The sequence below is a fragment of the Streptomyces sp. NPDC028419 genome, from assembly GCF_055565515.1.
Genome location: NZ_JBVHUE010000042.1, coordinates 20,958 through 35,346 on the forward strand (window position 1 = coordinate 20,958; position 14,389 = coordinate 35,346).

The 14,389-nt window shown below is 71.6% G+C and carries 10 protein-coding genes; 5 read left to right on the forward strand and 5 right to left on the reverse strand.

All coding sequences use genetic code 11. From position 1 onward, the window contains the following. Positions 1-235: 235 nt before the first annotated feature. Positions 236-3,232: an excinuclease ABC subunit UvrA gene (gene uvrA, locus ACZ4UB_RS34490; protein ID WP_468076455.1), complete on the reverse strand. Its 2,997-nt coding sequence runs from the start codon at positions 3,230-3,232 to the stop codon at positions 236-238. Positions 3,233-3,410: 178 nt separating this feature from the next. Here uvrA and ACZ4UB_RS34495 point away from each other — a divergent pair, with 178 nt between their 5' ends. The 3 genes from ACZ4UB_RS34495 to ACZ4UB_RS34505 all read left to right on the forward strand — a co-directional run bounded on the left by ACZ4UB_RS34495 (position 3,411) and on the right by ACZ4UB_RS34505 (position 6,308). Further along, a complete protein-coding gene (locus tag ACZ4UB_RS34495; protein WP_468076457.1) occupies positions 3,411-4,100 on the forward strand; it encodes a maleylpyruvate isomerase family mycothiol-dependent enzyme in 690 nt (229 codons plus the stop codon). Positions 4,101-4,109: 9 nt separating this feature from the next. Then, on the forward strand, positions 4,110-4,766 hold the full coding sequence (locus tag ACZ4UB_RS34500; RefSeq protein ID WP_468076459.1) for an MBL fold metallo-hydrolase: 657 nt from the start codon (positions 4,110-4,112) through the stop codon (positions 4,764-4,766). 249 nt (positions 4,767-5,015) lie between these two features. After that, positions 5,016-6,308, forward strand: coding sequence for an MFS transporter (locus ACZ4UB_RS34505; protein ID WP_468076511.1), 1,293 nt, complete (start codon positions 5,016-5,018; stop codon positions 6,306-6,308). Positions 6,309-6,321: 13 nt separating this feature from the next. On the opposite strand, the gene ACZ4UB_RS34510 is transcribed toward ACZ4UB_RS34505, so the two are convergent. The 4 genes from ACZ4UB_RS34510 to uvrB form a co-directional block, all read right to left on the reverse strand. Then, on the reverse strand, positions 6,322-7,317 hold the full coding sequence (locus ACZ4UB_RS34510) for a TerC/Alx family metal homeostasis membrane protein (protein WP_468076461.1): 996 nt from the start codon (positions 7,315-7,317) through the stop codon (positions 6,322-6,324). A 264-nt stretch (positions 7,318-7,581) separates the two neighbouring features. Continuing rightward, a complete protein-coding gene (locus tag ACZ4UB_RS34515; RefSeq protein ID WP_468076463.1) occupies positions 7,582-9,576 on the reverse strand; it encodes a TerD family protein in 1,995 nt (664 codons plus the stop codon). 58 nt (positions 9,577-9,634) lie between these two features. Beyond that, positions 9,635-10,213, reverse strand: coding sequence for a TerD family protein (locus ACZ4UB_RS34520; RefSeq protein ID WP_354383354.1), 579 nt, complete (start codon positions 10,211-10,213; stop codon positions 9,635-9,637). An 83-nt stretch (positions 10,214-10,296) separates the two neighbouring features. Continuing rightward, entirely contained in the window at positions 10,297-12,432 is a 2,136-nt protein-coding gene (gene uvrB / locus ACZ4UB_RS34525; RefSeq protein WP_354383353.1) for an excinuclease ABC subunit UvrB, read from the reverse strand. Between the two features lie 330 nt (positions 12,433-12,762). On the opposite strand from uvrB, the gene ACZ4UB_RS34530 reads away from it, so the two are divergent. Both ACZ4UB_RS34530 and ACZ4UB_RS34535 read left to right on the forward strand, forming a co-directional pair. Further along, on the forward strand, positions 12,763-13,713 hold the full coding sequence (locus ACZ4UB_RS34530) for a glycerophosphodiester phosphodiesterase (RefSeq protein WP_468076466.1): 951 nt from the start codon (positions 12,763-12,765) through the stop codon (positions 13,711-13,713). 83 nt (positions 13,714-13,796) lie between these two features. Then, positions 13,797-14,348: a methylated-DNA--[protein]-cysteine S-methyltransferase gene (locus ACZ4UB_RS34535; RefSeq protein ID WP_468076468.1), complete on the forward strand. Its 552-nt coding sequence runs from the start codon at positions 13,797-13,799 to the stop codon at positions 14,346-14,348. Positions 14,349-14,389: the final 41 nt, after the last annotated feature.

Below are 14,389 nucleotides of genomic sequence, written 5' to 3' on the forward strand. Positions count from 1 at the left end.
CCGGCCGCTACCCCCCTCTCTTCCCCCCCCCCCCCCCCCACCCCCCCCCCCCCCCCCCCCCCCCCCCCCCCCCCCCCCAGCGGCGCCGCTGCCCACCCTCCGGGGGCGCCTCAAACGCCGGCGAGGCTAGACCTACCCCCGGCGGCACATCCAGCCCCGCCGGCGTTTGAGGCGCGGGGTCCGGGGCGGAGCCCCGGGGTGCCGCGCGCACACCACCGGGGCCGGGACGGCACGCCTAGGCCTTGCGGGCCCGGGTCGCCTTCTTGGCCGGGGCCGCCGCCTTCTTCGCGGTGGCCTTGGTCGCGGCCACCTTCTTCGCCGCGGCAGCGGTCTTCTTCGCCGGGGCCCGCTTCCTCGCCGCGGGCACCGCCACCCCGGCATCGGAGACCCGCTCCGCACCGAGGATGTCCCGCAGGAACTTGCCGGTGTGGCTGGCCCCGACCGAGGCCACCTGCTCCGGCGTACCCTCCGCGACCACCAGGCCGCCCCCGTAACCGCCCTCGGGGCCCATGTCGATGACCCAGTCCGCGGTCTTGACGACGTCCAGGTTGTGCTCGATGACGATCACCGAGTTCCCCTTGTCGACCAGCCCCGACAGCACCTTGATCAGCTTCGAGATGTCCTCGAAGTGCAGACCCGTCGTCGGCTCGTCGAGCACGTACACCGTCCGCCCCGTCGACCGCTTCTGCAGCTCCGACGCCAGCTTCACGCGCTGCGCCTCGCCACCGGACAGGGTCGGCGCGGACTGGCCGAGCCGGACGTAGCCGAGCCCGACCTCGTTCAGCGTGCGCAGGTGCCGGGCGATCGTCGGAACCGCCTCGAAGAAGCCGAGGGCCTCCTCGATCGGCATGTTCAGCACCTCGGCGATGGACTTGCCCTTGTAGTGGACCTCCAGCGTCTCCCGGTTGTACCGGTCTCCGTGGCAGACCTCGCACGGAACGTAGACGTCCGGCAGGAAGTTCATCTCGATCTTGATCGTGCCGTCACCGGAGCAGTTCTCGCACCGGCCGCCCTTGACGTTGAAGGAGAAGCGGCCCGGCAGATAGCCGCGCACCTTCGCCTCCATGGTCTCCGCGAACAGCTTGCGCACGTGGTCGAAGACACCGGTGTACGTCGCCGGGTTGGACCGCGGGGTGCGGCCGATCGGCGACTGGTCGACATGGACGACCTTGTCGACGAGGTCGTCGCCTTCCACCCGGGTGTGCCGCCCGGGAACGGTCCGGGCGCCGTTCAGCTCGCGCGCCAGGTGCGTGTACAGGATGTCGTTGACCAGCGTGGACTTGCCGGAGCCGGACACGCCGGTGACGGCGGTCAGCACGCCCAGCGGGAACGACACGTCGATGTCGCGCAGGTTGTTCTCCCGCGCGCCGTGGACGGTGAGCTTGCGGCTCTCGTCCACCGGCCGCCGCACGTCGGGCAGTTCGATGGACTTCTTCCCGGACAGGTACTGCCCGGTCATCGACTCGGTGTTCTTGAGCAGGTCCTTGAGCGAACCGCTGTGCACGACCTTGCCGCCGTGCTCACCGGCGCCGGGGCCGATGTCCACGACCCAGTCGGCCACCTTGATGGTGTCCTCGTCGTGCTCGACGACGATCAGCGTGTTGCCCATGTCCCGCAGCCGTACCAGCGTTTCGATCAGCCGGTGGTTGTCGCGCTGGTGCAGGCCGATCGACGGCTCGTCCAGCACGTACAGCACGCCGACCAGACCGGAGCCGATCTGCGTGGCCAGTCGGATGCGCTGGGCCTCGCCGCCGGACAGGGTGCCGGCCGCGCGGTTGAGCGAGAGGTAGTCCAGACCGACGTCCACGAGGAAGCGGAGCCGCTCGTTGACCTCCTTGAGCACCCGCTCGGCGATCTTCTTGTCGCGCGCGTCGAGGCGGAGCTCGCCGAGGAACTCGGCGCACTCGCTGATCGACATCGCGGACACCGCGGCGATGGACTTCTCCATCACGGTCACCGCGAGCACGATCGGCTTGAGCCGGGTGCCCTCACAGGTCGGGCACGGCACCTCGCGCATGTAGCCCTCGAAGCGCTCGCGGCTCGTGTCGCTCTCCGCCTCCGAGTGTCGCCGCTTGACGAAGGGCACGGCGCCCTCGAAGGCCGTGGTGTACGCCCGCTCCCGCCCGTACCGGTTGCGGTAGCGGACCTCGATCTGCGTCTTGTGGCCGTACAGCAGGGCCTTCTTGGCCCGCTGCGGCAGCCCGGCCCACGGGATGTCCGTCCGGAAGCCCAGCTCGCCCGCGAGCGCGCCGATCAGCCGCTGGAAGTAGTCCTTGGTGTGACCCAGCGACCACGGGGAGATCGCGCCCTCGTCGAGGGACTTGTCCTCGTCGGGGATGATCAGCTCGGGGTCCACCTCCATGCGCGTACCGATGCCGGTGCACTCGGGGCAGGCGCCGAAGGGCGAGTTGAAGGAGAAGGAGCGCGGCTCCAGCTCCTCGAAGGACAGGTCGTCGTACGGGCAGTAGAGGTGCTCGGAGAACATCCGCTCGCGCTCGGGGTCGTCCTCGGCGAGGTCGACGAAGTCCAGGATCACCATGCCGCCGGAGAGGCCCAGGGCGGTCTCCACCGAGTCGGTGAGCCGCCGCTTGGCGCCGTCCTTGACGGTGAGGCGGTCGACGACCACCTCGATCGTGTGCTTCTCCTGCTTCTTCAGCGTGGGCGGCTCGGAGAGCTGGATCGTCTCCCCGTCCACCCGGGCCCGGCTGTAGCCCTTGGTCTGGAGGTCGGCGAAGAGGTCGACGAACTCGCCCTTGCGCTCGCGCACGAGCGGCGAGAGCACCTGGAAGCGGCTGCCCTCGGGCAGCGCGAGCACCCGGTCGACGATCGCCTGCGGCGACTGCCGCGCGATCGGACGGCTGCACTGGGGGCAGTGCGGCTTGCCGATGCGGGCGAAGAGGAGGCGGAGGTAGTCGTAGACCTCGGTGATGGTGCCGACGGTGGAGCGCGGGTTGCGGGAGGTCGACTTCTGGTCGATGGAGACGGCCGGGGAGAGGCCCTCGATGAAGTCGACGTCGGGCTTGTCCATCTGCCCGAGGAACTGGCGGGCGTAGGACGACAGCGACTCGACGTAGCGGCGCTGGCCCTCGGCGAAGATCGTGTCGAAGGCCAGGGAGGACTTGCCCGACCCGGAGAGTCCGGTGAAGACGATGAGTGAGTCGCGGGGCAGGTCGAGCGAGACGTTCTTGAGGTTGTGCTCGCGAGCGCCACGAACGATGAGACGGTCGGTCACGCCGGTCCGCACCTTTCTTGAGAGAGCGGGGGACGGGCCCCGGCCGTCCAGAGTATGGGGGTCGGGAGGCGCCGCTGGATGGTCTGGTGTGCTCCTCCGAGCGTATAGCACGTGCATTCGATTACCGGCACTCCGAAGAGTGCTTCACCCGATCGTGTGGCGGCGCTAGGGTCGGCTCATGATTGATCATGCGCACGACCTGCGATCCCTGCGCGAAGCCACGGACCGACTGCTGACCGCGGCCGCGAAACTGGACAACGCGGCCGTGGCCGAGGCGTCACGCCTGCCCGGCTGGTCCCGGGGCCACGTACTCGCCCACCTCGCCCGCAACGCGGACGCCCTCGTGAACGTGTTCGAAGGGCGCCCCATGTACGAGAGCGCCTCCGCGCGCGACGCCGACATCGAGCGGGATGCCGGTCGGCCTCTGGTGGAACAGCTGGAGGACGTCCGGAATTCCGCCGCCGCCTTCCAGGCCGTGGCCGACGCGCCGCAGGACTGGTCCCGCACGGTCGAGCTGCGCAACGGGGTCACCGACAGCGCCTCCCGGATCCCCTTCCGCCGCCTCGTCGAGATCGAGCTGCACCACGTGGACCTCGGCATCGGCTACGAGCTGACGGACCTCCCGGACGAGTTCACCACCCGGGAGATCGACTTCCTGGCCGACCGCTGGTCCGGGCACCCCGAGGTGCCCCCGGTGACGCTCTCCCCCGGGGACGGCCGCACCTGGCGCACCGGTGGTACCGAGGGCGCCCCCGTCACCCTGTCCGGCACCCCCGCCCAGCTCCTGGCCTGGCTGGCGGGCCGCGGCGACAAGGGCGACGCCCTGACCACGGCGGGCGGGCCCCTGCCCCTGCTCCCCCCGCTCTAGGATCAGGACATGACCTACAGCGGAGCGGTGAAGGTCGGCGGTCCGGCCGACGTGCATGAACTCGCGGACCTGATGATTTCCAAGGTCGCCGTCGGCGACATGAACAACAACGCCTACCTGCTGCGGTGCCGGGCGACCGGCGAGCAGCTGCTGATCGACGCGGCCGCCGACGCCGCCACCCTGCTCTCCCTGATCGGCGACGACGGCATCACCTCGGTCGTCACCACCCACCAGCACGGCGACCACTGGGGCGCGCTGCGGGAGGTCGTCGACACGACCGGGGCCCGGACCTACGCCGGGCGCTACGACGCCGAGGGCATCCCGGTGCCGACCGACGTCGCCGTGGAGGACGGGGACACGATCACCTTCGGTCGGATCGCCCTGACCGCCCGCCACCTGGTCGGACACACCCCGGGCTCGATCTCCCTGGTCTACGACGACCCGCACGGCCACCCGCACGTGTTCACCGGCGACTGCCTCTTCCCGGGCGGCGTCGGCAACACCTGGGGCGACCCGAAGGCCTTCGCCCGGCTGATCGACGACGTCGAGGAGAAGCTCTTCGGGCAGCTCCCCGACGAGACCTGGGTCTACCCGGGCCACGGCAACGACACCACGATCGGCGCCGAGCGCCCGCACCTCGCCGAGTGGCGCGAGCGCGGCTGGTAGGTCGGCCCGCACGCGAAGAGCCGCACACGGAGAACCGCACACGAACGACCGGGCCGCCCCTCCCCGACGGGAGGGGCGGCCCCGCGTCACCACCGGCCCCGCGTCACCACCGGGCGCGCGTCAACACCGGTGCGGTGCGGCACTCCTTCCGGTGGAGGATCCGCGTTCCGCTCCCCCGGCCCCGCGGACCGGGGTATCTGCTGCACCATGCACCAAGATCGCTCCCCGCACGCCGGCCGGCCGCCCGCGATGCTGCGCCTCGCTTCGGCCTCCCTCATCGGGACCGCCATCGAGTTCTACGACTTCTTCGTCTACGGAACCGCCGCGGCCCTGGTCCTCGGCCCCCTGTTCTTCCCCACCTTCTCGCACCTGGCCGGCACCCTCGCGGCCTTCGGCACCTTCGGCATCGGCTTCCTCGCCCGCCCGCTGGGCTCCGTGCTCTTCGGGCACGTCGGCGACCGGTACGGCCGCCGACCGGTGCTGCTCGCGTCCCTGCTGCTGACCGGCCTCGCCACGGTGGCGGTGGGCTGCGTGCCGACGTACTCCTCGATCGGCGTCGGCGCCCCGCTGCTCCTGCTCCTGCTGCGCTTCCTCCAGGGCCTCGGCCTCGGCGGCGAGTGGGGCGGGGCGGTGCTGCTGACCGCCGAACACGCCCCTGAGGGCCGGCGCGGGCTGTGGTCGAGCTTCCCGCAGATGGGCCCGGCCGTCGGTTTCCTGCTGGCGAACGGCCTGATGCTGGGGCTGTCCACGACGCTCACCGACGGCCAGTTCACGTCCTGGGGCTGGCGGGTGCCCTTCTGGGCGGCCGGGCTGCTCGCCCTGTCGGGCCTGTGGCTGCGTCGATCGGTCGAGGAGACCCCGGAGTTCCGCGCCCTGGCCGCCGACGACCGGCGGGCGGGCGCACCGGTGGCCGAGGTCGTCCGCGACCACTGGCGCCTGCTCCTGCTCACCGGCGGCGCCCTCGCCGTCGGGTACGCCGTCTTCTACGCCGTGACCACCTGGTCCCTGGCCTACGCGACCGAGCACCTGGGGGTCGGCCGCAGCACGATGCTCGCCTGCGTCATGGTGGCCGTCGCGTTCATGGGCGTGGTCACCCCCCTGATGGCGGTGCTGGGCGACCGCTACGGGCGCCGCCCGCTCTGCCTGGCCGGGAGCGTGGCCTGCGCGCTGTGGATGTTCCCGCTGGTGGCCCTGCTCGGGACGGCCGATCCGCTGCTGATGACCCTGGGCTGTCTCGGCGCGCTGCTGGGCATGACGACGCTGTTCGCGGTGGTGGGCGCGTACCTGCCGGAGCTGTACCCGCCGCGGGTGCGGTGCACGGGGGCGGCGGTCGGCTACAACCTGGGCGGGGTGCTCGGCGGGGCGCTGACGCCGGTCGTGGCGACGGCGTTGGCCGACGGTTCGGGGCCGGCGTGGGGCGTGGGCGCGTACCTGACCGGGATCTCCCTGGTCAGCCTCGGCTGCTTCGCCCTGCTGCCGGAGACGAATCCGATGGTGGTGCGCACGGCGGCGGGGGCGGCCGAAGCGGCCGCCCCCGCCTGAGCGCGACCGCGGATCAGCTGCCGACGCTGTCCTGGGTCTCGGCTTCCCGGGCGGCGGTCTCGGCCGCCGCCTGCTTCTTCGAGGCGATCAGGCTGGTGATCGTGGTGATCACCAGGACGCCGCAGATGACGCCGAGCGAGACCGGGATGGAGATCAGCGGGACGTGCACCCCGGACTCGTGCAGGGCGTGCAGCACGAGCTTGACGCCGATGAAGCCGAGGATGATCGACAGGCCGTAGCTGAGGTGGACCAGCTTCTTGAGCAGGCCGCCGATGAGGAAGTACAGCTGGCGCAGGCCCATCAGGGCGAAGGCGTTGGCCGTGAAGACGATGTACGGGTCCTGGGTCAGGCCGAAGATCGCGGGGATGGAGTCGAGGGCGAAGAGGATGTCGGTCGTGCCGATGGCGAGCATGACGACCATGAGCGGCGTCAGGACGCGCTTGCCGTTCTTCTCGATGAAGAGCTTGGTGCCGTGGTAGCGGTCGGCGACGCCGAACTTCTTCTCCACGGTCTTGAGCAGGCGGCTCTCCTCGAACTCCTCGTCCTCCTCGTCCTTGCGGGCCTCCTGGATGAGCTTCCACGCGGTGTAGATCAGGAAGGCGCCGAAGATGTAGAAGACCCAGGAGAAGCTGGCGATGATCGCCGCGCCGGCCGCGATGAAGATCGCGCGCAGCACCAGGGCGATCAGCACGCCCACGAGCAGCACCCGCTGCTGGAGGTGGGACGGCACCGCGAACTTCGCCATGATCAGGACGAAGACGAAGAGGTTGTCGACGCTCAGCGACTTCTCGGTGATGAAGCCCGCGAAGAACTCCTGGGAGGCCTGGCCGTTGCCGAAGAACAGCAGGCCGAGGCCGAAGAGCGCGGCGAGGACGATCCAGACGACCGTCCAGATGCCCGCTTCCTTGATCGATACGTCGTGCGGTTTACGGCCGATGAGGAAATCGGCTCCGATGAGGATGCCCAGACCGAGAATGGTCAGCACCCAAAGGGTCCACGAAACGTCCACGTTGAACACGCCTCCGGCGGATGGCTCAGCACTTCGTCAGCGTCATCGCTGCCGGAGGTCTCTTCCACCCGGGCGGCCTGGAGGCCGTGGGCCGACGCCCCGGGACCGGTTACGGTCCGTATTGACGGGCACGCCGTAGCAGGAAAGCAGGAATACTCCCCTCCGCAGACACCAGCGTACCCGTCTCGGCCGCATAAGGTAAAGGGATAGCCAAGAGAAGGTCAGGGGATGGTCAGCCGGTGCGGCCCGGCGGGGCCGCACCGATCAGGCGCCGCGCCCCCTGCGCGCCTCCGCGATCCGTTCCAGCGCCTGGTCCAGGACCCGACTGCCGGGCGGCGGGAAGGACGCCTCGAAGGTCCAGGCGTGGCCGACCCACGGATCGGCGAGGTGGTCGTCCGGCACCGGGGAGAGCCGCATCAACGAGCGCCACAGCGGGTCCAGCAGCGGCCCGTACGCCGACGCCTCGTCACGGTCCGCCACCATCAGCAGGTGGACGCCGACCGAGGGACCCTCGTCGGCCAGATAGCGCAATTGGGTGACGGCCCGGTCGTCGAAACCGTGCGGGAAGTCGTGGACGACGAGCAGCTGCTCGGCGGTGTCCAGGTCCGGCGGCAGGTCCTCGGGCGCTCCCGCCCGCACCGCCATCTGTACGAGGTCCACCCGGCGGGTGAGCCGCGCCAGGGTCTCGGTGACCGCGGCGGAGCCGGCGGCGGGCGGCGCCGCCAGTACGCCGGCCCGCACGAGCGGGGCCAGCGAGGACGCCCCGGCCCCGGCGGCGTCGATGACGTGCACCGAGAAGCGGCCCGCGGGGTGCACGGCGAGCAGGCGCACCGCGTGCGCGACGGCCATGTCCATGGCGGCCCGGCGCAGCGGGGCGGTGTCCGCCATCATCGCCGCCTCGGAGCCGGTGCGGCCGTTGTCGATCCACAGGCCGCGCTCCATCGGGAACCGCACCAGCATCGGGATGCGCAGCTCCGGGCACTCGGGCAGGTGCAGATCGCCCAGCCGCAGGGCGAGCGGGGCCTCGGCGGGGATCCGGTGGGCGTGCCAGACCGGGTTGGCCCAGCCGGCGAAGGCGGCGGGGAGCGCGGGCTCGACCACCTCCACCTCCGCCTTGAGCTGGGCGAGGTCGCGGTCGAGGACGGCCCGGGCCTGGGCGACGAGGTCGTCGCGGCGGGCCCTGGCGCTCTCGCGGGCGCCGTCCCCGGATCCGCCGAGGCGGTTGCGGGGGTCGGCGAGGGCCGCGTCCAGCTCGCGCTCCAGCCGGGACTCGGCGAAGTCGGCGGCGCTGCGGTAGGCGGAGACCGAGCGGGCCAGGTCCTCGAACATGCCCCAGACCTGGTTGTACAGCCGCTCGTCCATGGACCAGCCGGTGGCGTCGCCGGCGACCGGGCGGTGCGCTTCCCCGGGCTGCGCCGGCGGGGCCTGCGGGGCGGGCGGCGGGGGCTCCGCGGTGCGGTCGCGGCGCGGGTGGGCGTAGCTGATCGTGGGCGGACCCTCCGGGCCGGGGCCGGACGCGGGGTCCGCGGGCGGCGGCGGGGGCACCGGACCGGGGACCGGGGTCTGGGGCACCACCGGGGTCGCCAACGGCGTCGGGGTGTCCGAGGAGGCCGCCGCGGGGGTGGAGTACGGCGATCCCGCGACCGGCGGCGCGGCGCCGGCCGCCGTGCCCGTGGGCACCGCGGTGGCGGGGGCGGGGGCGGAGCCCGGCGCGGCGCCGCAGGCCGCGTGGGCGCGGGCGGCCAGGTCCGCGGCGTCCGGGGCGCTCAGGCCGTGGTCCGCGAGGAGGGCCGGGAGCCCGTCGGCGTACCCCTGGCCGACGGCGCGCACCTTCCAGGCGCCCTGGCGGCGGTACAGCTCGACCGCTATGACGGCGGTCTCCGCGTCCAGTCCGGTCAGGGTGTAACCGGCCAGCTCGGCGCCGTCGGGGGCGGCCACGGCGACGTACGGGGCGGCGACCGCACCGAACCGGGGCGGGCCGCCCCGGGGCAGCGCCAGCACGATCCCGACCCGGTGGACGACGGCGGGCACCGCGTCCAGGTCGACCTCGAAGGAGTGCCGCGCGGCGGCGGCCACGGGCACTTCCAGGCCGGGCACCCGCGGCTCCCCCGGGTGGGCCAGCGACCCGGGGTCGGCCAGCCGGCCCCCGTCGTCGCCCAGCGCGGCCCCGGCGAGCACGGGTGTGCCCGCCGAGACCCTGATCTCCACCCGGTGCCGGGACAGGGGGTGGTTCTGCCCCCGGACCAGTTCGGCCGTCATCGTGCAGCCCCTCCCCCGTCGTACGCGTTCTCCCGTGCGCCTGCCGCGGCGCTCCGGCTTACAGGTGCGGCAGGATCGCCGGCAGCAGGTCCTGGAAGGTCCGGCCGTTCGCCGGGTTGCCCAGGGCCGTCATCTTCCAGCCGGCGCCCGCGCGGTGCACCTTCGCCATGATCTGCGCGGTGTACTGACCGCCGCCGTCGAGCGTGTAGCGGGCCAGTTCCTGGCCGTTGGTCTCGTCGACGATGCGGCAGAAGGCGTTCTGCACCTCCTGGAACGTCTGCCCGGTGAACGAGTTCACCGTGAAGACGATCTGGTCGATGTGCACCGGCACGCGCGCCAGGTCGACGAGGATCGACTCGTCGTCGCCGCCCTGACCGGCGCCGCCGACCAGGTTGTCACCGGTGTGCCGGACCGAGCCGTCCTTGCTCTGCAGCTGCCGGAAGAACACCACGTCCATGGGCTCCTTGCCGGCGAACAGCACGGCCGAGGCGTCCAGGTCGATCTCCCGGGTACGGCTGCCGAACAGGCCGCGGCGCTTGGCCGCCTGCCAGCCGAGGCCCATCCGGACCGCGGTCAGCGTCCCTCCGTCCGACTTCTGCAGACTGATGGCCTGACCCTTGGTCATGTTGACCGTCACGTGCTGTCCCCTCTCCATAGCCACCCCCAGGCAGCGCGTGCCTGTGGCTGTTCCACGCCCGAACACTACTGACCGGCCACGGCTCAGGCGAGGCCCGCTTCCTTCATCTGCCGCAGCTCCTTCTTCAACTCACCGACCTCGTCGCGGATCCGGGCCGCGACCTCGAACTGCAGCTCGGCCGCGGCCGCCCGCATCCGTTCGGTCATCTGCTCGATCAGCGAGGCCAGTTCGGCCGCGGGGCGGTCGGTCAGCACCTCGCCCTTGCCGCCCTTCGCACCCTTGCCGCCCTTGGCCGCACGGCCGCCCAGCGCGGGTACGGGGGCCTTCGCGTCCTTGCCGCCCTTCTGCTGGCGGTAGCCGCTGCCGAGCAGTTCCTCGGTGTCGACCTCCTCGCGGGCGATGGTGGCGACGATGTCGTTGATCTTCTTGCGCAGCGGCTGCGGGTCGATGCCGTGCTCGGTGTTGTAGGCGACCTGCTTCTCCCGCCGCCGGTTGGTCTCCTCGATGGCCTTCTCCATCGCCGGCGTCATCTTGTCCGCGTACATGTGGACCTGGCCCGAGACGTTGCGCGCGGCGCGGCCGATGGTCTGGATCAGCGAGGTCCCCGAGCGCAGGAACCCCTCCTTGTCGGCGTCGAGGATGGCCACCAGGGACACCTCGGGCAGGTCGAGGCCCTCGCGCAGCAGGTTGATGCCGACCAGGACGTCGTACTCCCCGGCCCGCAGCTCGCGCAGCAGCTCGATCCGGCGCAGCGTGTCCACGTCGCTGTGCAGGTAGCGCACCGCGATGCCCAGCTCCAGGAAGTAGTCCGTGAGGTCCTCGGCCATCTTCTTGGTCAGGGTGGTGACCAGGACGCGCTCGTCCTTCTCGACGCGCTGGCGGATCTCGTGCACCAGGTCGTCGATCTGGCCCTCGGTCGGCTTGACGACGACCTCGGGGTCGATCAGGCCGGTCGGCCGGATGATCTGCTCGACGAAGCCGTCGCCGCGGGAGAGCTCGTACTTGCCGGGGGTGGCCGACAGGTAGACCGTCTGACCGATCCGCTCCTGGAACTCCTCCCACTTCAGCGGGCGGTTGTCCAGCGCGGAGGGCAAGCGGAAGCCGTGGTCGACCAGGGTCCGCTTGCGCGAGGCGTCGCCCTCGTACATCGCGCCGATCTGGGGCACGGTGACGTGCGACTCGTCGATGACGAGGAGGAAGTCCTCGGGGAAGTAGTCGATGAGGGTGTTGGGCGCGCTGCCGCGCTCGCGGTCGTCCATGTGCAGCGAGTAGTTCTCGATGCCGGAACAGGAACCGATCTGGCGCATCATCTCGAGGTCGTAGGTGGTGCGCATGCGCAGCCGCTGGGCCTCCAGCATCTTGCCCTGCTTCTCCAGCTCCGCGAGGCGCTCGGTCAGCTCCGCCTCGATGCCCGCGACCGCCTTCTCCATGCGCTCGGGCCCGGCGACGTAGTGGCTCGCGGGGAACACGTACAGCTCGCGGTCCTCGCTGATGACCTCGCCGGTCAGCGGGTGCAGGGTGGAGAGCGCCTCGATCTCGTCGCCGAACATCTCGATGCGGACGGCGAGTTCCTCGTACACGGGGAAGATCTCGATGGTGTCGCCGCGCACCCGGAAGGTGCCGCGGGTGAAGGCGACGTCGTTGCGGGTGTACTGGATGTCGACGAAGCGGCGCAGCAGCTGGTCGCGGTCGAACTCCTCGCCGACCTTGAGGGAGACCATCCGGTCGACGTACTCCTGCGGGGTGCCGAGGCCGTAGATGCAGGAGACGGACGCGACCACGATGACGTCGCGGCGGGTCAGCAGCGAGTTGGTCGCGGAGTGCCGCAGCCGCTCCACCTCCTCGTTGATGGAGGAGTCCTTCTCGATGTAGGTGTCCGACTGGGGGACGTACGCCTCGGGCTGGTAGTAGTCGTAGTACGAGACGAAGTACTCGACGGCGTTGTTCGGCAGCAGCTCGCGGAACTCGTTCGCCAGCTGGGCGGCCAGCGTCTTGTTCGGCGCCATGACCAGCGTCGGTCGCTGGAGCTTCTCGATCATCCAGGCCGTGGTGGCCGACTTTCCGGTGCCGGTCGCACCGAGCAGGACCACGTCCTTCTCGCCCGCGCGAATGCGCTTCTCCAGCTCGGCGATGGCCGCCGGCTGGTCACCGCTGGGCTGGTAGGGACTGACGACCTCGAAAGGCGCCACCGTGCGTTCGATCTTCGATACGGGCCGCATGAGTCAACCGTACGGCCCCCCACTGACACTCACGCGCCCGCACGCTCCGCGGGCCCCCGGGCCGGCTCCCGACCCCCGCCCGACCAGCGCACGACACGCTTCGGTGACGCCTCGGCACCCAGGGTGACCCTGGTCCGTTTGTCGTAGTTCGGTGGCGACGGCTCGATCGTGAACGGCATCATCGCGATGAGTCACATTTCACGACAGACCGTCAGATACGCCAAGAGGGGCGGGATACGACCATCACCGCCCGACGTCCCCCGCCCGTCCGCGCGTCCGGCCGGGCCGCCGGTCGCCCCCTTCATGACCCGTGACCCGAGGAGACCGCACATGTACGTCCGAACCGTTGCCGCGGCTGCCGCCGTGCTCGGCATCACCCTCTCCGCACTGGCCGGGCCGGCCTCCGCCACGCCGCCGCCGCTGCGGACGGGCGGCCCGAAGGCCGGACCGGCCGCCGCTCCCCACGCCGGGCCCAAGGCGCCGCCGCTGGCCGGTCTGCTCGGGCTCCCCGTGGTGTACGCGCACCGGGGGGCGTCGGCCTACGCCCCGGAGAACACGCTGGCCTCCATCGACCTCGCCGCGCGGCTGGGCATGGACTGGGTGGAGAACGACGTCCAGCGCACCAAGGACGGCGTGCTCGTCGTGATCCATGACGACACCCTCAAGCGGACCACCGACGTCCAGAAGGTGTTCCCGGGGCGCAGCCCCTGGCGGGTGAAGGACTTCACGGCGGCGGAGATCGCCCGGCTCGACGCGGGCAGCTGGTTCCGCCCCGAGTTCGCCGGCGCCCGGATCCCGACGCTGCGCGAGTACCTCGACCGGGTCCAGCTCAATCAGGGCCGGCTGCTGCTGGAGGTCAAGAAGCCGGAGCTGTACCCGGGGATCGAACGCGAGATCCTCGACCTGCTCGGCAGCAGGGGCTGGCTCGACGCGCGGCACGTCGCCTCGCGCCTGGTCGTGCAGAGCTTCAGCGCCGACTCCGTGGCCCTGGTGCACCGGATGCGGCCGGACGTGGTGACGGCCTTCCTCGGCGCCCCGCCGGAGGACGACCTGGAGCGGTACGCCGCCTTCTCCGACCGGATCAACCCCTGGTTCCGGGAGATCAACGCCGAATGGGTGGCGCGGGTGCACGCCCTCCAAGGGCCGCACGGAAAGGCCATGGAGGTCGACACCTGGATCGTGGACGACGCGGACACGACCCAGCGGGTCGTGGAGATGGGGGTGGACGGCATCATCAGCAACCGCCCCGACCTGGTGCGGCGGACGGTGTACGGCTACTGACCGCTCCCGCGCTCCGGGCCCGGCCCGCGGCCCGCGGCCCGCGGCCCCGGAGCGTTGTCGGTGGGGCGTCGTACGGTGGTCGGGTGGACAGCACCGAGCGGCCCCGGGGGCCGCACCTCGAATGGACCGTGGTCGCGAGCACCATCGGTCCGCTCCTCCTCGCCGCGACCCCCGAGGGTCTGGTCAAGGTCGCCTTCCACGCGTCGCCGCAGGCGGCCGGGCCGCTGATCGACCGGCTCGGCGCGGCGGCCTTTCGTCCGGCGCCGGGCGAAGAGGTGCTGCTGGCCGAGCCCATACGTCAGCTCGCCGCCTATTTCGCCGGTGACCTGCGACGCTTCACGCTCCCGCTGGACTGGCGGCTCAGCTCCGGCTTCAACCGCCAGGTCCTCCAGGAGCTGGACCGCTCCGTTCCCTACGGGGCGGTCGTCGGGTACGGCGAGCTGGCCGCCCGGGTCGGCCAGCCCGGCGCGGCCCAGGCCGTGGGCGCGGCGATGGGCTCCAACCCCTTGCCGCTGGTGGTGGCCTGCCACCGGGTCGTGGAGAACGGCGGCGGGATCGGCGGCTTCGGCGGCGGGGTGGAGACCAAGCGGACCCTGCTGGCGCTGGAGGGCGTCCTCCCGGAGCCGCTCTTCTGAGGGCCGTCCGGGTGCCGGCCGGCTGCTGCCCCGCTGTCGAT

What these genes read in the sequence shown, in the direction of transcription:
- ACZ4UB_RS34495 (WP_468076457.1), top strand. Translation starts at nt 3,411, where the DNA reads ATGATTGATCATGCGCACGACCTGCGATCCCTGCGCGAAGCCACGGAC.
- ACZ4UB_RS34500 (WP_468076459.1), top strand. Translation starts at nt 4,110, where the DNA reads ATGACCTACAGCGGAGCGGTGAAGGTCGGCGGTCCGGCCGACGTGCAT.
- ACZ4UB_RS34505 (WP_468076511.1), top strand. Translation starts at nt 5,016, where the DNA reads ATGCTGCGCCTCGCTTCGGCCTCCCTCATCGGGACCGCCATCGAGTTC.
- ACZ4UB_RS34515 (WP_468076463.1), bottom strand. Translation starts at nt 9,576, where the DNA reads ATGACGGCCGAACTGGTCCGGGGGCAGAACCACCCCCTGTCCCGGCAC.
- uvrB (WP_354383353.1), bottom strand. Translation starts at nt 12,432, where the DNA reads ATGCGGCCCGTATCGAAGATCGAACGCACGGTGGCGCCTTTCGAGGTC.
- ACZ4UB_RS34530 (WP_468076466.1), top strand. Translation starts at nt 12,763, where the DNA reads ATGTACGTCCGAACCGTTGCCGCGGCTGCCGCCGTGCTCGGCATCACC.